The organism is Gordonia sp. w5E2, from assembly GCF_036540975.1.
GTDB lineage: Bacteria > Actinomycetota > Actinomycetes > Mycobacteriales > Mycobacteriaceae > Gordonia > Gordonia jacobaea.
Genome location: NZ_CP144213.1, coordinates 2577410 through 2597291, shown reverse-complemented (window position 1 = coordinate 2597291; position 19882 = coordinate 2577410). Strand labels below are relative to the sequence as shown.

The window sequence follows — 19882 nt, the reverse complement described above, 5'->3', positions numbered from 1 at the left end:
AGCAACGCGCGACATCGACTGGACGAAGGTGAGGCGACACGCCATGAATGGTGGCCGGGCAATGCGATCGATGAAGCGGACTCGTGTGATTGCCGCGTCTGCGGGAATCATCGGGGCCATCACATGGGGAGGATTCGGGGTCGTCGGTGTGGCGTCGGCCGATGATCTCGTTCCGCCGTCGTCGGCCACATCGGAGTCTGTCGACGAGAGTCCCAGCCCCGCGACATCCCAACCCGCAGTCGACCCCGACACGGATCACCCCGTCACGAAGGATTCAGAAGCCGAGGGCGGAACAGCGGCGGTGGGTGACATCGACGCGAAAGGCAGCACATCCGATGATGCACCTGCCGTCGGCGCGCCGGTGGGCTCCGAGGATTCCGTCACCGAACCTGCAGCGGGTAACACGACGCCGTCGGCCAAGGCCGATGAGGGCACTGCGAATGAAGATGCTGCCGTCCCGGCCGCTGTCGATGAATCGGCTTCGGAGAACGCATCACAGCGATCCGTCGTGGAACACTCGGCTGACGATCTCCACGCACCTTCGGCCCGGTCGCCTGAGCCCGTCGAGCCGACCCGGTCACCGACGGCATCGCCACGAACCTCGCAGGTGACGTCGGCTGATCCGATGAAACCCGCGATGTCAGTTGAGGTGTCGGCGACATCAGTTGACGCTGCCGCCGCCGGGTCGGTCGGTTCAATCAGTGCAATGCAGGTCCCGACCCCGGCATCGACCGCGGGCACCGTCGCGTCCAGGGTTGTCTCGGCACTGTTCAGGATCCTCGGGTTCGATCCCAACCACGCGGGTGCCGCGGCGGCCCAACCGGCCCTGGCCGTCCTCTGGGCGTCCTGGCAGCAGATCACCCGCCGCTATCTGAACTCCTATCCGAGCGTGTCCCCCGGTCCGACGACGTCGACGGACGACGGCGTGGTGACCGGTTCATTGGGCGCCCAGGACGCGGACGGTGACCTCGTGACGTACACCGTCATCGACGGGCCGGATCACGGGACGCTCGTCGTCCAGGCGAACGGCAGCTACACCTACACACCTGATCCCGAGTACGCGCATGCCATTGCAGTGCAACCGGAGTCAGCCGCAGTCGACACCTTCACCGTGTTGGTCAGTGACGATGATCGAAGTAACGGGCGGCATCTGCACCTGTTCTCCCGAACCCCGCGGCCGGCTCCGGCGACGGTCACCGTGCCGATCGCATCCACCAACACACCACCCGCCGCCCAGTCGGGCGACTTCACAACGGCTGGCGGTTCCGCGACCGGACAGGTCACCGGTCACGACGACGACGGGGACTCGCTCACCTATGCGATTACCGGGCAACCCGTCTACGGCACGGTGATGATCGACGGGAAAACCGGGTCGTGGACCTATACCTCGACAACCGACGACCTCGTCCTCGATGCTTTCACCGTCGAGGTCTCTGACGGACACGGTGCCGCCACGCCGGTGCAGGTCGCGGTGTATCCGCCGGCGGTGGCCACACCGACCGAGGTCGTTGTCACCGAGGACGGAAGCAGCACGCTGGTGCTCGGCGACTCAGAAGCGCCGGTTACCGTGCTGACCGAGCCCGAGTACGGGAGTGTGGCGCGCAATCCCGACGGCACGTGGACATACACTCCGGATCCGGTTGTCGCACATGCCCTTGCCGTATCGGGTGCGACCGAGCCGCTGCAGGACACCGTTGTCTTCGGCGTGACTCAGTCGACTGCCGGCCGCCCGATCGTCGTCAGTGTCACCGCACCCGTGGTTGTCGTCCCGGTGAACCACGCTCCCACCGGCACCTACGAACTCGGCTCCCGGACGACGTCCACCCGCACGGTAACCCGCAGCAAGCAAGGAGTCAATGCGGTGGCGGTCAGCCCCGATGGCTCGACACTGTATTTCACGAACTACGGGCAGATCACCCAGATGACGCCGGCCGGGAGTGTCCGAGACTCCTTCACCACGCCGGACGCCGTCGAACCCTACAAGGGTCTCGTGATCAGTCCCGATGGCGAGAAGCTCTATGTCCTCGAGGACTCCCCTGTCATATGGGTGTTAGGCACGGATAGTCAATCGCCGGCGAACTATCTGCTGGTCGGACTCGACGACATGGAGGACATCGATGTCAGCCCGGATGGTTCGACGTTGTACGTCGTGACGTCTGGTAAGTGGAAGGCGGTGGCTGCCGTCAACGCCGCTACCGGCGAAGTCCTCGGCGCGGCAGGTGATTTCGTCGATCCCCGAGGCGTGGCCGTCGACCCGGACGGCACAAGCTTCTTCGTCGCCGATGCCGGCGCGGACAAGGTGGTGCAGGTCGATGCGGCGACCCTGAACCGGATCGGCTCCGTGCCGGCGGCCGATCCGATCGCCGTCGACGTCAGTCCCGATGGACGGTACCTGTACATCCTCGGGTCGAAGACGGTCACCGTGACCGATGTGACCACGGGCCGGACGGTGGCCACGATCCCGACGGGTAATAGCCCCGCGAACGATATCGCACTGAGCCCGGATGGGCGGGAACTCTATGTGTCGAACATGTCGGGAGACATCATCGTCGTCGGGCCGGTGACCGAGACCGGTCGCGTCGTCGGCAGCGACGCTGACGGCGACACCCTCACCTACGAGGCGAACTACCTTCCCGCACAGGGAACCATGACGATCAACTCCGCGACAGGCGAATTCACCTACACGGGATCGCACGCCGGAGTGCGTGACGTCGACGTCGCGGGTGTCACCATCACCGACGGACACGGTGGGTCGAAGACGATTCCGGTGACCGTCGGCAACACGTCACCAACCGTGAGCCTGAGGGGAGATCCGGGCGGGACGGGGCGGACGTCGGACTGGACACTGGTGACCAACGATGTCGACGCCGACGCGTTGACCGTCACGGTCACCGACCCGCCCGACCACGGCTGGGTGCTGGTGACACCGTCGACGACTCAGCCTGGCACCTACATCCTCACCTATCACCGTTCGGCTCTCTATGGACATCAGCTTGCACTTTCGGGTGTCACCGAATCCCAACCCGATCCCTTCACTGTGGTGACCTCCGACGGACGCGGCGGGAGTGTGTCGACCGTCGTCACGGCCTGGAATGATCCGGTCAATACGGCGCCGGACGTCGTCGATGTCTCACAGGGCGACAGCGAGATCCCGCGATCTAGCTCTATGGTGGAAGGCGCGCCGTCGGACATCGCGGTGACGCAGCCCTTCAGTCGGAATGGAGAGGTTCGCGGTTTGATCCTGGTCGCCGACCCGGTGGACGGAACGCTGCGCGCGGTCTCTGCGACGGATGCCACCACGCTGTCGGCGTCGCAATCACCGTTTCCGGCCGACACCACGCCAGATGTCGTCGCGATCGGCCCCTCTGTGTCGAGGGTGTACACAGCCTCTACCTCGGCAGGAACCCTCACCGTGTACGACTCGGCCGCCAATCCCACGACGTTCGATGTCGGCGGGCACCCCGACGGAATGGCATTGTCGTCCGACGGACGCAGTCTGTACCTGACGGACTCCGAGGCGGCGACGCTGACCGTCGTCGACACCGAGACCATGCTGGTGGTGCGCACCCTCGACCTCGGCGTCCGGCCGGTGGACCCGGTTCTGAGTTCAGACGGGAAAACTCTGTACGTCACCGATAACCTTGCCGACCGGTTGTTGATGGTCGACACCGAGTCAGGTGCGATCACTTCTGTCGGCGTCGGACGTTCACCCACTTCACCGGTTATCAGCCCTGACGGCACGACCGCGTACACCCTGACCGCCCGCGACGGCGACGGCTGGGTGTGGGTCACCGATCTCGAGAACGGCAGCGACGACCACATCCCCGTCGGTGGCGCGCCGAGCGCGCAGGCACTCAGCGCAGACGGCAAGTACCTTTATGTCGCGGTCCGTGATCGGATTCTGATCATCGATACTACCTCCCCCGATGTGGTCGGTTCCGTCTCCGTCTCGGATGCTCCCCAGGAGATGGTCGTCGACCCGCAGACAGGCAGCCTGGTTTACACGGACGCGGTCAATCAGCGGATCGGGTTCATCAACCGGGGCCAGGTCACCGGTGACGTCGTGGCTCGCGACGCCGAAAGCGACACCCTGTCCTACGCGGTCGCCGCGGCACCTGAGCACGGCACAGTCGTGATCGACCGCGCGACCGGTAAATGGATCTATATTAGCGATGCGGCAGGGCTGATCCAGGACGACTCATTTACGATCACCGTGACCGACGGCGTGGGTGCCGCGACGACTGCGACGGTCGTCATCGAGGGAACGATTGTCGAGCCCGCACCCGTCGCTGTGTGAACGGCTCTGTGACACAGTACTACTCGTCGTTGAGGGTGAGTCCGCTCGATGACGGAGTCACCTATTACCGGACGGAGATCCGGGGCAAGCCGATCGTCGCAGTGATGACAGGGGTCGGCATCGTCAATGCCACCCACGCCGCCAACGCATCGTTTGCAGACCTCACCTGCTCGCGGCACGGCCTTCGGATCGCCCGGATCGTGTTCTCCGGCACGGCAGGTGGTTCACCGCCGGCGGGCATCGGCGATGTCGCGGTTCCGGCAACGTGGTACCTCACTCGCACAGGACGGGCACTTCCCGCGGATCCCTCACTGCTGGCTGCCGCGCGGGCCGCACACCCCCACCTGAACCCGTCACCGACGGCATGAATCCGCTGGCTCCATGCGGACGCAAGCTGCCCTGGGTGCCGCCGATCGATCTGCACCGAGAACCGCGGGTGGTAGTCGGCGGTAAGGGGCTCAGCAGTGACCCATATCAAGGATTCACGTTTCCGTGTGTACCCGGTAGTGGCTCCGTGACCGGTTGCAGGCCATGCTCGTTCGCAGACCGTGAGGACACTCGTCGCGACGTCGACACGCTTGCCCGTACCGATCCCCGTGTACTCGCAACCCTGTTCGCCGACGTCGATTCGGGTTCGGGCTATCTCACCTCCGACATGGAGACGGCTGCCGTGTCCGGGGTTGCGGCGGCGCACGCCATACCTTTCGTCGGCCTACGCGGGGTCTCCGATGGTCCTGGCGACCCGAATCACCTTCCCGGCTTTCCAGTGAGTTTCCTTGTCTACCAACAGCTGGCCGCGACGAACGCTGCCGCGACAGCGGCGGACGTCATCGCCTCAGCCGCCATCTGATCGACGCCGCAAGCAGAGTGGTGGCGCGGCCGGCGGAGCGTGACGGGTGCTCGGCTCGTGCGTGTTCACCCGATCATGTCGCACGGGCACACGGACTGTGCCGGAGTTACCGTTGACCGATCAACGGTGTCAGGGCAAGCACAGTCGTGGACCCGCGTCGCTGGTGAAAGACATGAGAGCGTCGGGCGCCACGGTGAACTTCCACGGATACCCCACCACTCATGACAGCACAATGCAGGCCTCACTCGTTGATTCGACGCCGTTCCTGGCTGGGCGTTTTGCCGCCGTGCCGTAAGCCGCGGCGGCGCCGGGCCACCGCCGTACGCCAACCCTGGTGCGCGATGAGCGAATCCGCACCTCATCTGTCGCTCGGCACCTTCGGCAGTGCAGAAGGTAAACCGTCACAGATGAGGTGCGGTCTCGAGGGCCGCCCGCGCGTGACTCACGACGACGCGTCACCACTTTCGAAGCGGCACAGATCTTCTCGCCACCCTCATCGACGCTCGCGGCGGTAGTGCGACGGGCTCGTCCCGTGCATCGTCTTGAACGCGTTGCTGAACGAGAACGCTGACCCGTAGCCGATCCGCCGGGCAATCGTCTCGAGGCCGTCGTCGGATCCGACGAGTGCGTCGGCAGCCAGGGTCATCCGCCAGCGCGTGAGGTATCTCGCGGGCGTCTCCCCCACGCTGTCACGAAACTTGGCCGCCAAGCCGGATCTGGAAACGTGTAGCGCAGCGGCGAGTGCTGTTACGGTCCAAGGCTTCTCGGGCGACTCATGGATGAGATCGAGTGCGCCGGCAACCGTCGGATCGAGTGTGCCGGACAACCACCCCGGTCCAGCCAAGGGTCCCGCAGCGCGAATGGCGGAGGCCACCACAACGTCGAGCAGGCGGTCGATGACGAAGCTGTGTCCCGGTTTCGCGTCGGCGAGTTCCTGACGCAACAGAGCGCGTGTCGTTTCGTCGACGCTGCCCGGCGGTAGCACCGTGAAGTCGGGCAACTGCTCGGTGAGGTGTCGTCCGACCTGGGATGCCGACGCATAGGTTCCGACGAGGAGTTGGTCGGCTCCGTCGCTGTGATTGCCCCACGTCAGCAGACCTCGGTGTACCGCAGACTGCATTGACTCGTGGAGCGCAATGCACTTGCCGCCCTCCACAATTCGAACGGTCGGGGCGCGGTCGGGTTCGTCGGCGACCACGTAGCGCGGCCCGTGCGCAACCAACGCGACCTGCCCCGCGGTCAGAAGCGCTTCCTCTTCCGGTCGGACGAGCCACGCCGACCCGCGGTCGACAGCGATCACGGTGAGTGGAGCGCCGTCGTCGATGTCGACCGACCACGGTGCGCTCATGGACAGCCGCAGTGAGAACAGGCCCTGTGCCCGAAGCCCCGACAACATCCTGAACAGAGGGTCCACGACCTCAGATTAGACGTTCGCGTATGAATATCAGCCATTTCGGCATGGATAACGCCAAAGAGTCGACCGATGCTTGTAACCATGACAATGAAATTGCTGATCGGGTCGGCCGTGCTCTGCAGCGCGGTACTCGCGGGTTTCTACTTCGCCTACGCCACGGTGATTGCGGCCCTGAGCGGAGTCGACGGCGCTGACGCGATGCGCAGGATGAACTCCGCTGTCGAGCGTCCACCATTCCTCGCGGTCTTCTTCCTCGCGCCGGTGCTGGCGGTGGCCGTCGTGGTCGGGATCGTTGCATTCGGTCCTCGTGACGTTCGCGGACTTGCCGGGGTGATCGGTGCGGTGCTCATCGTCGTAGCGTTCGTGACGACGGTGGCGATCAACGTGCCCCTCAACCAACGGCTTGCCGCTGGAACGGTGGACTGGTCCACGTTCGCCAAGACCTGGGGGACGTGGAACGCCGTGCGCACCTGGCTCTCAGTGCTCGGCGCAATCGGGATGGGCGTCGCCGCGTTTCGCTGAGAATCGGTCGAGTCGGTTCAGGTGACCACCGAGTCTGAATACGCGACGAACGGCCGCCACGGGAACATCTGTGCCGCGTTGGCCCACTCGATCGCGTCGCACTGCGCGGCGTCGAGGTCTGGGTAGTCCTCGAGGTTCGCGGCGAAGTAGGCGCCAGCGACAGCGGGTGCGAATGGCCAGTCTGAGCCGTAGGTGATGTGTCCGTGCTGCGCGAACGCCAGCAGACGAGACAGGAGACCTCGCAGTGGCTCGAAACCAGAGATTCCCCGCTCAATGGTCGCCGATGGCCCACGAGATCGCCACAGCGAGCGACCAGGGTATCAGCGCAGTGCGCAGCCACGACCGGGAGCATTTCGACGACGCTGTCGCGCAACTCGAGAAGCACGGTGATGCGGCCCGCGCCGTGCACGCCTATGTAATCCGTGAGCTACTCGAGACGTCCTTCCAGGACGGTGTGAGCGGCGACGACGTGTCCGATGTCCTCACCCGTACCGTCGACACTGCAGCACAGTGGGATGTATCGGTCCCACCAGACTCCGTGGTAGCGGTGCTCATCGGCGCCTTGGGTGTTTCCGAACGTCGTGGTGACGACGCTGCCGCAGCAGCCATTCCGCTCGCCGCCATCATCGGTGCGGCCATGCTGGTCGCCGCGGAGATGGCGACGGATGCCGCGGTTGATCACGTGCCGTACCTGGTGCGGGCCGTCGACGAGATCCACCGCGCTCAAACCATCGAGATCCCTTGACACAAACCGACTCTCGCAGAAGTGCGCGATCGGCCGACGCGAGGTCACGGGTGGTGAATCCTGTGCGAGTCGTCATTGCCGGACTGCGATGATGTCGGCCAGGTGCTCCTCACCCCAGTCGCCCAGGGGTGCGAGTGCCTTGTCAAGCGCCACACCCTTGCGCGTCAGGCTGTAGATCACGCGCGGCGGAACCTCTTTGTAGACCTCACGATGGACGATGCCGTCGCGTTCGAGTTCGCGGAGTTGTTGGGTGAGAACCTTTTCCGACACACCGTCGAGCTCACGGCGCAGTTCGCCGGTGCGTCGCGGCTGCACGCTCAGCGCCCACAGGATCAACGGTTTCCACTTGCCGCCTACCACCGCGACGGCGGCGTCGAGTCCGCAGAGAAAGCCCGCCATGGGATGCACCTTTCGTCGGGCAGGTGCACTCCACACCCACCTCCAGGTAAGTACGCCACAAAATAGTGGGTACTTGTCGCCGTCAACTGTTCTGTCGACGATAGACCTATGACACAGAACGAAGCAGCACACCGCAGCGCCGGGGTGACGATGATCGGTCTCGGACCGATGGGATCTGCACTCGCACAAGCATTTCTCACCGCTGATGTGCCGACAACGGTGTGGAATCGCACCCGGTCGGCGTCGGAGCGAATGGCTGAAGCCGGTGCAACCGTGGCCGACGATCTGGCGTCGGCCGTGAGCAGCGCCCGCCTCGTCATCACATGCTTGCGAGACCATGAAGCGACCCGCGAGGTGCTCGGCTCACTGCCCGGCGAGGTGTTCGGCGGGAGAGTCGTCGTGGTCCTCGCCTCGTCGACACCGCATGAGGCGCGCACGACCCAACGATGGGCAGATGAGCGCGGCATCGACGTCCTGATCGGCGCGATCCTGGTGCCCACCCCAGTGATCGGGACGCCGGAAGCCCTCATCCTCTACAGCGGACGCCGCGACCTCCTCGAACGGTATCGGAGCGAACTGGAGGTAGTCGCACCGCGATCGACGTTCGTCGGGGACGACCCCGCAACGGCGTCCATACTCGACACCGGCATGCTGGAGATCTTCTTCAGCGGGATGACCGCGTTCCTGCACGCGGCTGCGCTGGTCACCTCCGCCGGGCATACCGCGTCGAGCTTCGTCCCGATGGCCATCGAAATGCTGGACATCCTGCCCGCTACCTTCCTGGGACTTGCGGCCGACGTCGACGCCGGAGAGTATCCAGGAACCGAGGAAAACATCGCCATGGAGGCGGCGGCCCTGAGGCATATCGTCGACTCCAGCGTCGAGGCGGGACTCGATGCCCGGCTGCCACGTCTGATGCATGACCTCGCCACGCGGGCGGTCGAGGAGGGATACGGCGCCGATGGATGGTCCCGGGTGGTCGAACTGCTTCGCACCGACCCAGCTGCACCTGCATGATGGCCGACTCCACCGCCGGCGCAGTGCTGGCGCGCGTGAGCCCGCTGTGACGTGACGAGGCGTCGCACGTTCTCGCGGTCAGTTGTCGGGGATGCCCATCCCGGAGAGCGCCAAGACGGTGTCCTCCTCGTGGCGCAGCGAGAGCGCGCCGCGGCGGAACTGGTCGAGTTTGTCGATGATCGTGTGGCCTTCTGGTGTGTGCCCCCAGATGCTGATCCCCTTGTGGGTCGTCGGTTCCCACGTCTTTTCGTCGACGGTGATCGGGTTCCAGCCGACCTCCCATTCGAAGCCGGACGGGGTCTGTGCGTAGAACGAGAGCTCTTTGTCGTTGGTGTGCTGGCCGACGGAGAGCGCCATGTCGAAGCCGAGTTGCTTGACCCGCTGATAGGCCTGGGTCATGTCGTCGAGTGATGCGACCTCGATGTTGAGGTGTTGAACTCGAGTCCGGATCGGATTGATCGGCAGGGCACGGACATTGGCGATGGCGATCGAGTGATGACGCTCGTTCACCCGGAGGAATCGGATCTTGAGTTTGGCGCCGCTGATCGTCTCGTCGATGTAGTCGGTGAGCCGGGCGTCGAAGACGGTGTTGTAGTAGCCGCGCATCTGCTGCGGTTTGGTAGACGTGATCGCCACGTGCCCCATTCCTGATGTGCCGGTGACGAATCCGTGTTGGTTGGTCATCGCCAGTGGTGCGTCGGTCACTCGCGCACGGGTGAAGACTTCCTGGGCCAGACCGTTGGGACCGGGAAACCGGATCAGCCGTTCCACTCCGCGAATGGCGGCATCTTCGTCGGTGCCGACCACGGTCGGCACACCACGGCCGGCGACACGACCAACGATCTGGTCGAATGCCTCGTGATTGTCGAGTTCCCATCCGAGGGCGACGACGTCTTCGGCGGGTCCGCGCACGACGATGAACCGTGCTTGGTGATCGTCGAGCCGGAACCGAATCACGTCTGGCGACAACTCATCGAGGTGCATTCCGATGGCGTCTTTGCCGAATCGTCGCCACTCACTGAACTTTTGGCTTTCGATGACGATGTAGCCGAGGTGTACGTTCCCGAACACCGACGGTGCGATGGTCGTCGAGGCGCTCAACATCGGGCCGCTCATGCGTAGGTGCCGTCGAGGAAGTCGGCCACAACCCGGTTGAACAGGTCGGCTCGTTCCCACTGAACCCAGTGGCCGGTTCGCGCCGGCATCAGCAGGTCGGCGTTGGGCATGGCGTCGACCAGCATCTGTCCCCCGGCCGGCCGGTTGACCTTGTCGTTCTGGCCCCAGATGACCAACGTGCGGTTCGGGAGTGTTTCGAGGCGCGAGTCGCGGGTGAAGTCCATGCGCCACAGGGTTTTGAGCGCACCGAGACCCGAGGGACGTCGCAGCGGTGGATGTGCGACGACGTCGGGGTCGATCGAGGCCTGATAACGCTCCTCGATTGCGCTATCCGGTACTGCCTCGGCGTCGTAGACGAGGTAGGTGCGGACGAAGGTTTCGAGCTTGTCGCGGCTGGGCCCGGTGCCGGTGTAGTAGCCGAGAAGTGCGTTGAGTCCCTTGGTGGGCGCCCCGCGCGTGGTGCCGATCCCGCCCGGTCCCATGAGCACCAGCCGGTCGACGCGGTGTGGGGTGTCCAGGGCAAGCCGCAGGGCGCAGGCGCCCCCGTACGAGTTGCCCACCAGGTGGGCGGTGTCGAGTCCGAGGTGATCGAGTAGGGCGCGGATCGCGTCGGCAAGCGCGCCGAACGGGTCGGTCTGCTCGAGGTTCTTGCTGCTACGACCGTAGCCGGGCAGGTCGGGCACGATGACTCGGAATCTGCTGGCCAAGGCGTCGACGTTGCGGGCGTAGTTCGACATACCGGAGGCACCTGGTCCGCCTCCGTGTAGCAGAACGACCGGGTCGCCGGTACCGATCTCGGTGTAGAAGATCTCGGTATCGCCATTGACTGTGACGGTGTGGGATGCATTGTGAGGGGCCAACATCAGGTTTCCTTCATCGTGAGGTGGCGGTCGCCGCACGCAATCCTGCGGGCGGTGTTGGGAGGGTGTGTCCGGAGTCGGCAGCGCAGTAGACGAAGCCGTCGGGGCGTAGTGCAACCGCCGAAGCGTGGTGCGTGCTGAACCACGTCAGCAGTGAGCTGTCGGCGTCGACGACGGCGTCGGGGGCGGGCCGTGCACCAGCCGGCAGTACTCTCAGCACTTCGACGCCGCGCGAGTGCCACGCCGTGTGGTCGCGTTCGTCGAGACCGAGCACTACCCAGCGACCGTCGAGCACGTCGTCGAGGCGAACTCGGGTTCCGTGCTCGTCAAGCACCCACGGCTGAGGGATCTGCCACCCTCGGGCGGGGTGGGTCTGCTCGCTGAAGAGCCCGTCGGAATAGTGGGCATTCGGGATCCACTTGTTGTCCACCATCCAGCGCGTGTAGATGGAGAACTTGGATACGAACCGAAAGACGTTGTTGCGCACGCTTGCCGCCCATGGGCGACGTTCGGTGATCACCTTGCCGGCGAATACGGCATGATCGGTTGTCTCGCGCACGTGGGGCTCACGTTCGACCTGATAGCTGTCGAGTGCTGACTCCGGAAGACTTCCGTCGACGACTGCGGCAAGTTTCCAGCACAGGTTGGCAGCGTCGCGTACGCCCGACGCCATCCCCTGCCCGATCCATGGCGGCATCGCGTGCGCGGCGTCGCCTGCCAGGAACACCCGGCCCACACGCCAACGGTCGGCCACCCGCACATGGTGGCTGTAGACGACCGCGCGGAGGATCTCGACGTTCTCCTCGGTGATGCCCTGACTGTTCAAAATGGCCCAAATAGCTTGGTGCGTAGCAAGATACTCCTCGTCTTCGCCGTCGCGGACCGGGAACTCCCACCTGTGATGCTCGAGCGGCGTCGGACAGTCAACGGTGGGACGCGCCGGGTCGCAATGAAAACGTAAGCGCGAGCTACCTTCCCAGTCGCGGAGCACCTTGGTGTCGATGACGACCCATCGCTCGGTGTAGGTCGTGCCCTGATACCCGATCCCCAGCTGTCCCCGTGTCGCCGACGACCCCCCATCGGCGGCGATCACGTACGACGCGCGAATCCGCACGAAGCTGTCGTCGGCAAGGTCGGCGGCCAGGATCTCGACGTCGTCGGCGCCGCTGAGCACCTTGAGGCTCTCGTGCCTCGTCAGCACCGTGACGTTGGCAAACCGTTCCACCCCTGCGCGCAGCGTCGTGTCGACGGCAGGTTGGTAGATGAACTGCTGCGGTGGATGACCGGCGCCTCGTGATGTCGGCTGTACCTCCGAGAACGGCTTGCCCTCGGCGTCGACGAATGCGACGACGCCGCCGGGCAGCATGTCGCGCTGCAGGGTATCGGCCAGGCCAACCTGCTGCCAGATACGCATGACCTCCTCGTCTGTCGATATTGCGCGGGCGCGACTGTAGACGTCTGGATCACGTTCGAGCACAACCACATTCAGTCCCTGTCGACCAAGGAGGTTGGCTGCGGTTACCCCGGTGGGGCCATAGCCGATGATCGCCACGTCGTAGTGCGGAATGTCGGACACGGAAGTCTCCTAGAGCCTGACCTCGCCACCAGGGCGAGATGCCACATAAACGAGCTGTAGTGATCACTACGCTAAGTCCTTGACCCCGGGCCGTCAAGGACTTACTGTAATGACCACTACGGCAATTGCGGCCACTCCCCGACCAATCGAGAAGAGTGAACCAATGGCAGAGACATCGCGGCGACGTCGAGCGAACGGCGAGACGTCGAGAGCCAAAATCCTCGACGCGGCAACAGAAATCGCCAGTGAGCGCGGATACGAGGGAACAAGTATCAACCTGGTGAGCAAGCGGTGTGGGTTGCCTGCGAGTTCGATCTATTGGCATTTCACCGACAAGGACGACCTCATCGCGGCTGTCATCGAGCGAAGCTTCGGCCAGTGGCTGTCGGCGTGGAGAATGCCCGACGACGGGACGGCCCGTGACCGAGTCGCGGAGATGACCATGCAGGTTGCCAAGGCGCTGCTGGAGTCACCCGACTTTCTGCGGCTCGGGCTGATGCTCGCGTTGGAACGCCGACCAGTGGAGCCGCGCGCCCGCGAGATGTATCTCCAGGTGCGAGCTGAGGCTCAGGTCCGAATTCGCGAAGCAGCCAAGGAGTTGTCGCCGGATCTCGACGAGGCCGCTGTCGATCAACTCGCCACCTACGCCATGGCGGGCGCCGACGGTCTGTTCATCGCCAAGGAGATCGGCGGTGACTCTGTCGATCTACCAGCGCTGTTCGAACTCCACGGACGCATGTTGATCGATGCCGCACTCCGACTCACCGAATCACCGCGAGACGAGGACTCATGATCTCTCCCCTGCCACCGGCCGACCTTGACGACTGGGCTGACAGGTTGCACACCGCACTGCTCGACAGCGCGCCGATTGCCCCGCTGAGCGAGAGCATCCCCGACTTCGACGTGGCCGGTGCCTATGCGATTCAGCAACGAAATCTCACGCGACTGCTCGACGACGGGGCTCGGCTGGTCGGCCGCAAGATCGGTCTGACGTCAGCGCCCATGCAACAGTTGCTCGGCGTCGACGAGCCCGATTACGGATTCATTCTCGACACCATGGTGTACCCCGACGGCGGCGCCATTCCGGCGTCGTCTCTCTGCGCGCCGCGCGTCGAGCCGGAGATCGCGTTCCGGCTCAACCGTCCGCTGCAAGGACCAGGTATCACCGTCGCCGATGTCCTCGATGCCACCGACGCAGTTGCTGCTGCCCTGGAAATCGTCGACAGCCGGATCGCTGACTGGCGGATCACTCTGTGCGACACCGTCGCCGACAACGCCAGCTCTGCCGCGGTGGTCCTCGGTCCGTGGGTGCCGATCAACGACGCACCCGACCTCGACGACATTTCTGCCTACCTGTACGTCAACAATGAGCAGGTCGACACCGGAATTGCCACCGCGGTTCTGGGTCACCCCGCCGAGGCGGTGGCCTGGTTGGTGAACGCCCTGGCCGCGTTCGACATCGGGCTGCAGGTCGGCGAGTTCGTCATGTCCGGATCGATCACCTCAGCCGTGTTCGTTCACGCCAGCGACACCGCAGCAGCGGATCTGTCCGGTCTCGGCCGCGTATCCATTGACTTCACCTGAGAGAGCCATCGATGACCACGACTCAGCGCTACCCGGTTGCCATCATCGGCTCGGGAAATATCGGCACCGATCTCATGATCAAGATCCTCCGAAGCGACGGCCCACTCGAGGTGGTTGCGATGGTGGGGATCGATCCGAACTCCGACGGCTTGGCGCGTGCCACACGACTGGGCGTCGCCGCCACCGCCGCGGGCGTCGACGGACTGCTTGCCATGGACGAATTCGCCGATGTGCGAATGGTTTTCGACGCGACGTCTGCCGGGGCGCACCGCGCCAACTGGTCCGCCCTCGAGCCCGCCGGGGTCCGGGTGCTCGACCTCACGCCTGCGTCGATCGGTCCGTTCTGTGTGCCCGTTGTGAACCTTGACGAGCATCTGGATGCGCCGAATCTGAACATGGTGACCTGTGGTGGTCAGGCGACCGTGCCGATCGCCGCTGCGGTCGGCGCAGTTGCTCCGGTCTCCTACGCCGAGATCATCTCGTCCATCTCGTCCAAGTCAGCGGGGCCGGGAACCCGCGCGAATATCGATGAGTTCACCGAGACGACCGCCGCGGCGTTACGTGACGTCGGGGGTGCGCAGCGCGCTAAGGCAGTGATGATCCTCAACCCGGCCGACCCGCCAATCCTGATGCGCAACACCGTGTATTGCCTTGTCGACGGCGACACCGACCACTCGGCGATCGAAGCGTCGATCACCGACATGGTCGAGCGCGTCAACGCCTATGTTCCCGGATATCGGCTCAAGCAACGTGTGCAGTTCGAGACGTTCACCGCGGAGAATCCGCTCTACATCCCCGAGACGGGCAAGTTCAGCGGCACGCGGGTGACCACAATGCTCGAGGTGACGGGCGCAGCCCATTACTTGCCCGCCTACGCAGGCAATCTCGACATCATGACGTCGGCTGCCAAAGCCACCGCCGAACGCATTGCAGTTCATGCCGCGCAGACAACAGGAGCCACACGGTGAGCAAGGTGTATGTCAGCGATGTCACGCTGCGAGACGGCATGCACGCGATCCGGCATCAGTACACAACCGAGCAGGTGGTCACCATCGCTACGGCACTCGATGCGGCCGGTGTGGATTCGATTGAGGTGGCGCACGGCGACGGCCTTGCCGGCTCCAGTTGCATCTACGGCTTTGGCGCCCACACCGACCTGGAATGGATCGAAGCCGTTGCAGGCGTGGTGAAACGAGCGACCGTGGCCACCCTGCTCCTTCCCGGGATCGGCACTGTGCAGAACCTCAAGGACGCCTACGACGCCGGTGCGCGCACCGTGAGGGTCGCGACGCACTGCACGGAGGCGGACATCTCCGCCCAGCACATCGCCGCTGCCCGTGAACTCGACATGGACACCGTCGGCTTTCTGATGATGAGCCACATGGCCAGTCCGCAGGAGTTGGCGCGGCAAGCCGTGTTGATGGAGTCCTACGGCGCCACCTGTGTCTACGTCGTCGATTCCGGGGGCGCGATGACCATGCGTGACATCGCTGAGCGCTGCGACGCGATGCGTGGAGTTCTGCACGGCGACACCGAGATCGGTATCCATGCACACCACAACCTCTCCCTGGGAGTGGCCAACTCGCTCGTGGCGCTCGAGCATGGCGCGAATCGTGTCGACGCGTCGCTGGCAGGTATGGGCGCAGGCGCGGGCAACGCTCCGTTGGAAGTGCTCGTGGCGGCCGCGTCGAGAGCCGGGATCGAACACAGCTGTGACCTCAATGCGCTCGAAGACGCCGCCGACGACATCGTCCGCCCGTTGCAGGACCGACCCGTGCGTGTCGACCGCGAAACGTTGACTCTCGGATACGCCGGCGTGTACTCGAGCTTCCTGCGTCACGCCGAGAGCATTGCCGAACGCTACGACCTCGATGCCCGCAGCCTGCTCGTGGAAGCAGGCCGACGGGGCATGGTCGGCGGGCAAGAAGACATGCTCGTCGACATCGCGCTGGACTTGCTCGACGGAAGCCGTTCTCAGACTGTCGTTCTCACCCATGACGCGTAAGCGTCCACACTCATTTTCCGAGAGGTTCACAACCGATGACTGCTGATATCAACCTGTCCTCGTCCAGCACTGGCGAGTCCTTCGGCATGAGCCGTCGGTCGCTGTTGATCGGTGCAGGCGCGGCGGCCGCAGGAATCGCTGTCGCAACGAGCGCTGTGCCGGCGACCGCTTCGGCCGCACCGTCCGGAAGGTACCGGATCGATCTCCATGCCCATTTCCTGCCACCTGAGTACCGTGCCGCACTGCTCGAACACGGCCATGTCACCATCGGCGGCTATCCCACCCCGCAGTGGTCGCCAGAATCAGCGATCGACTTCATGGACCGATGGGGCATTCAGTCCCAGGCGCTCTCGGTGTCTGACCCCGGTGTGTCGTTCCTGCGAGGCAAAGAAGCCCGCGATCTTGCCCGCTACTGCAATACCTACGCCGCCAGGCTCTTTCGCACACACCGCACTCGCTTCGGCGCATTCGCGGTACTGCCCATGCCCGACGTCGCGGCCTCGATCGCCGAACTCGAGTACGCACTCGACACTCTCCACCTCGACGGCGTCGTGTTGCTATCGGCCTACGACGGGGTCTACCTTGGCGATCCCCGTTTCGAGCCGCTCATGGAGGCACTCAACCGCCGCAAGGCGTTCGTCTTCGTCCATCCCGCCGCTATCCCCGACGACGCCAAACCCTCACTGCCACTACCGGATTTCCTCGAGGAGTTCACTTTCGATACCACTCGGGCGGCAACTCTGATGTTGGCGGGCGGAACCCTGCGCCGCTACCCCGGTATCCGGTTTCAACTCGCACACGCCGGCGGGACGCTGCCGTTCCTGTCCTGGCGCATCGGCGTCCTTGCCGAAACACCCGTTGGCAACCATTGGCCCGCTGGTGCGCCTCGTCCCTCTGCCCTCGACGTGCAACAACTGATCCGCACCTTCTACTTCGACACCGCGCTCAGCGCGTCGGAAGCTGCGATGCGATCTGTGCTGGCGGTCGCGCCGCGCTCGCATATCGTCTTCGGCTCCGACTGGCCGTTCAGCCAAGCAGTGTTCCTCGAGGGCTCGGGCGATCCCGCTCCCGGATTGAGCAAGGTATTCACCACAGATCAGCGCTACGAGGTCGAACGCATCAACCCGCTGCAGCAACTCCCCCGGCTGCGGGCCGCCGTGAGTTGACGAATTCGGCTCTGCCGCAACACCGACGGACTCATCGGTTGCACCGCACCTCATCTGTCGCGATTTACCTTCTGCACCGCCGAAGGTGAATAGACACAGATGAGGTGCGGGGCCGGACAGCCGTCACGGCACCCGCGAAATCCGGTCGGCCTCGATGGTGACGATGATGCGGGTCTGCTCCTGGCCGCCGTACCAGGCGTACGGCTTGCCGGTGTACTTGTGAGCCAACTCGTTGATCGAGTCGACGCCTCCGTCGGTGGTCATCTCAACCACTCGACCGCGAATTTGAGTAAACAGCGCCGGATTCGCGGGATCAGAGATCGCGACAGCGACTCGTGGATCCCTTTCGAAATTGCGGGCCTTCTGCATGCCCGCGACGACGTTGATCACGACGTGCTGGCCATCGGTGTCGACCCAGGTCTGTGTCAACTGCGGTGATCCGTCCGGCATCACGGTCGCGACGTAGCAGAGCGCAGGTGTACGCAGTAGTTCGACGAGGTCATCAGGTAAGTCCATGCGCAGCTCCCTCGGGTGGTTGACGCGGCTGGGCGTCGCGCACTGCCGACTGTACTGATCGCCGGCTGTCAGGCCGGCATCACGTACGCGCCGTCGAGGTCCTTCACCTGCTGCCAGACCCGGTCGAAAGAGTCGGCATCGGCGACGGGTCGCCGGACGGCGTCGAGTGCCCACGCCTGCTGCTCGGGTGTGGCCGTCGGCTTGCCGTACAGCGATACGGCGTAGCCGGAGAAGTCGCGGATCTGGAAGTCGAAGATCCGGTTGAGCAGATCGGCGTCGAGTCCGATGAGCGCGGCTTGTTCGAGGATCAGTTGTCCGTAGACGACCAGCGAGAACAGGTGGCCGATGGTGAGGACGAAGTCGAGGTCCTTCTGCTGCTCCGCGCTGGGCGCAGCGGTCTGCAAAAGCTTCTGCAGTGCCTGCGCCTGCTCGTAGAAAACCGCGACGTTCGGCACATCGGTGCGCGCCGCATACGGGGCGGTCCAATCGCCGAAGCGCACCTTTCCCGCACCGCCGACGGGACCCTGCGCGAAAAAGAAAGCGTCGTCGGTGGCGTCGAGCCGCGTCTCGATCTCTGGATACTCGACCGGTTCGAACAGGTAGTTGGGCATGAACTTCAGGATCTGCCCGACGTTGACGTGCACGGTGCCCTCGAGCCGCGGCAGCCACCCGATGAATCGGTTGGCCTGGTGGAAGTACGTGTTCTTCTCGTAGCCCTTGGCGGCGATGGCGTCGAGAAGCAGGGTCATCACGGTTTCGCCCTCGGAGGTCACCTTCGACTTCGTCACCGGGTTGAACAGCAGGTAGCGGCGGTCGTCGAGGCTCGCAGAACGGAAGTAGTCGACGGCGCGGTCGCTGAACAGTTTCATTGCCGACAGTCGCGCGAATGCGTCGACAAAATTGCCCTGGACGTGCGAGAAGTCGGTGACCGGGTTGCCGTAGAGAATCCGGTTGTTGGCGTGGTCGATCGCCTCGTACAGCGAATGCGTGCACATCCCGACCGAGCCGTGACACAGATTGAATTTTCCGACGTTGACCGTGTTCAACGCGGCGGCGAATGCTTCGGGGCCGGTGTGCAGGATGTCGTCGGCGCTCACCGGGTAGTTTTCGAGTTCGAAGGTCGACACGAACATCTGTCCGTGCACCACGTTGTCGATGAGACGGTAGTTCTCGTGCCTGCTGTCGACGGCGAAGAACACGTAGCCGTCGGGTCCCTCGATATCGGCGCGGCGGCCGAATACCGACACCATGCCCGCGACGTTGCCGTTGCCGATGTAGTACTTGGTGCCCGACGCGGTGAACCCGTCGGCGCCATCGTCGGTCAGCACCATGTCGGTGCTGTACACATCGGCACCGTGTGTTCGCTCCGACAACCCGAAGGCCATGACCTCGCCGTCGAGAAGCTGCTGTGCCGCTTTGGTTTTCGCGACCTCGTTGCTCGACATCCAGATCGGCCCGAGACCCAGAATGGTGACCTGCTCGGCGTACCAGTACGACAGACCGTAGAAGCCGAAGATCTCGCTGAGGGCGGCATTGCGCGCGGCGTCCCAGCGTCGGTTCTCGTCGCCGTCGGCATATGCGGCGGGCGTGAGGAACGTCGCGAACAGCTTTTCCTTCTTCTCGAACTCAAGGAAGTCGGTGACCCACTCAGCGTTCAGATCGGCCTGCAGCAGGCGCTCCTTGCCGTACGACTCGAAGAAGTCAATCGTCGCGCGCAACAACCTGCGGGTCTCGGCGTCGAACTGCGAGTAGTCGTTGGTGGCAGGGTTCAGCAGCAGACTCATGGGGCAAGCGTAGCCAGTCGGGCATTGCGGC

The 19882-nt window shown here is 64.3% G+C and carries 18 protein-coding genes and 1 pseudogene; 11 read left to right on the top strand and 8 right to left on the bottom strand.

Features of this window, described 5'->3' with window-relative positions:
• The first annotated feature begins 70 nt into the window (after positions 1-70).
• From RND64_RS11665 to RND64_RS11655, 3 genes are all read left to right on the top strand, one after another.
• On the top strand, positions 71-4297 hold the full coding sequence (locus tag RND64_RS11665) for an Ig-like domain-containing protein (protein WP_270482891.1): 4227 nt from the start codon (positions 71-73) through the stop codon (positions 4295-4297).
• A gap of 8 nt (positions 4298-4305) precedes the next feature.
• Positions 4306-4665 (top strand): phosphorylase family protein, encoded by a 360-nt coding sequence (locus RND64_RS11660; protein WP_160318062.1) that lies wholly within the window; start codon positions 4306-4308, stop codon positions 4663-4665.
• Between the two features lie 146 nt (positions 4666-4811).
• Positions 4812-5147 (top strand): phosphorylase family protein, encoded by a 336-nt coding sequence (locus tag RND64_RS11655; RefSeq protein WP_200903302.1) that lies wholly within the window; start codon positions 4812-4814, stop codon positions 5145-5147.
• A gap of 493 nt (positions 5148-5640) precedes the next feature.
• Here the strand turns inward: RND64_RS11655 and RND64_RS11650 are convergent, their stop codons facing one another.
• The gene (locus RND64_RS11650; RefSeq protein WP_235434490.1) at positions 5641-6561 is read right to left on the bottom strand and encodes an AraC family transcriptional regulator; all 921 of its coding nucleotides are present in this window, start codon (positions 6559-6561) and stop codon (positions 5641-5643) included.
• 81 nt (positions 6562-6642) lie between these two features.
• On the opposite strand from RND64_RS11650, the gene RND64_RS11645 reads away from it, so the two are divergent.
• Entirely contained in the window at positions 6643-7083 is a 441-nt protein-coding gene (locus tag RND64_RS11645) for an anthrone oxygenase family protein (RefSeq protein ID WP_235434489.1), read from the top strand.
• 17 nt (positions 7084-7100) lie between these two features.
• Here the strand turns inward: RND64_RS11645 and RND64_RS11640 are convergent.
• Positions 7101-7316, bottom strand: a pseudogene (locus tag RND64_RS11640) (hypothetical protein); the annotation flags it as partial.
• Between the two features lie 50 nt (positions 7317-7366).
• Between RND64_RS11640 and RND64_RS11635 the strand changes: the two are divergent.
• Positions 7367-7828 carry a hypothetical protein gene (locus RND64_RS11635; RefSeq protein ID WP_049701027.1) on the top strand — a complete coding sequence of 154 codons (462 nt, stop codon included), beginning with the start codon at positions 7367-7369 and terminating at the stop codon, positions 7826-7828.
• Between the two features lie 72 nt (positions 7829-7900).
• Here the strand turns inward: RND64_RS11635 and RND64_RS11630 are convergent, their stop codons facing one another.
• Entirely contained in the window at positions 7901-8227 is a 327-nt protein-coding gene (locus tag RND64_RS11630) for a winged helix-turn-helix transcriptional regulator (protein ID WP_049701026.1), read from the bottom strand.
• A gap of 108 nt (positions 8228-8335) precedes the next feature.
• On the opposite strand from RND64_RS11630, the gene RND64_RS11625 reads away from it, so the two are divergent.
• Entirely contained in the window at positions 8336-9244 is a 909-nt protein-coding gene (locus RND64_RS11625) for an NAD(P)-dependent oxidoreductase (protein WP_049701025.1), read from the top strand.
• 78 nt (positions 9245-9322) lie between these two features.
• On the opposite strand, the gene RND64_RS11620 is transcribed toward RND64_RS11625, so the two are convergent.
• From RND64_RS11620 to mhpA, 3 genes are read right to left on the bottom strand one after another with little or no spacing between them, the layout of a single operon-like run.
• Entirely contained in the window at positions 9323-10360 is a 1038-nt protein-coding gene (locus RND64_RS11620) for a VOC family protein (RefSeq protein WP_270482884.1), read from the bottom strand.
• A complete protein-coding gene (locus RND64_RS11615; RefSeq protein WP_049701024.1) occupies positions 10357-11223 on the bottom strand; it encodes an alpha/beta fold hydrolase in 867 nt (288 codons plus the stop codon). The genes RND64_RS11620 and RND64_RS11615 overlap by 4 nt, the downstream gene beginning before the upstream one ends.
• A gap of 10 nt (positions 11224-11233) precedes the next feature.
• Complete coding sequence (gene mhpA, locus RND64_RS11610; protein WP_049701023.1) at positions 11234-12796, bottom strand: bifunctional 3-(3-hydroxy-phenyl)propionate/3-hydroxycinnamic acid hydroxylase MhpA; 1563 nt, start codon at positions 12794-12796, stop codon at positions 11234-11236.
• Positions 12797-12959: 163 nt separating this feature from the next.
• On the opposite strand from mhpA, the gene RND64_RS11605 reads away from it, so the two are divergent.
• Genes RND64_RS11605 through RND64_RS11585 form a run of 5 tightly spaced genes read left to right on the top strand, consistent with a single transcriptional unit; the run spans position 12960 to position 17551 of the window.
• Positions 12960-13589, top strand: a complete 630-nt coding sequence (locus RND64_RS11605; protein WP_049701022.1) for a TetR/AcrR family transcriptional regulator — start codon at positions 12960-12962, stop codon at positions 13587-13589.
• Entirely contained in the window at positions 13586-14380 is a 795-nt protein-coding gene (locus RND64_RS11600) for a 2-keto-4-pentenoate hydratase (protein ID WP_049701021.1), read from the top strand. Before RND64_RS11605 ends, RND64_RS11600 begins: the two co-directional genes overlap by 4 nt.
• 11 nt (positions 14381-14391) lie before the next feature.
• Positions 14392-15348, top strand: coding sequence for an acetaldehyde dehydrogenase (acetylating) (locus tag RND64_RS11595; RefSeq protein WP_049701020.1), 957 nt, complete (start codon positions 14392-14394; stop codon positions 15346-15348).
• Complete coding sequence (gene dmpG, locus RND64_RS11590) at positions 15345-16385, top strand: 4-hydroxy-2-oxovalerate aldolase (RefSeq protein ID WP_083444498.1); 1041 nt, start codon at positions 15345-15347, stop codon at positions 16383-16385. Before RND64_RS11595 ends, dmpG begins: the two co-directional genes overlap by 4 nt.
• Before the next feature lie 35 nt (positions 16386-16420).
• Entirely contained in the window at positions 16421-17551 is a 1131-nt protein-coding gene (locus RND64_RS11585; protein ID WP_270482876.1) for an amidohydrolase family protein, read from the top strand.
• 123 nt (positions 17552-17674) lie between these two features.
• Here the strand turns inward: RND64_RS11585 and RND64_RS11580 are convergent, their stop codons facing one another.
• A complete protein-coding gene (locus tag RND64_RS11580) occupies positions 17675-18067 on the bottom strand; it encodes a PPOX class F420-dependent oxidoreductase (protein ID WP_049697439.1) in 393 nt (130 codons plus the stop codon).
• A gap of 68 nt (positions 18068-18135) precedes the next feature.
• The gene (locus RND64_RS11575) at positions 18136-19851 is read right to left on the bottom strand and encodes an acyl-CoA dehydrogenase (protein WP_049697438.1); all 1716 of its coding nucleotides are present in this window, start codon (positions 19849-19851) and stop codon (positions 18136-18138) included.
• Positions 19852-19882 lie beyond the last annotated feature (31 nt).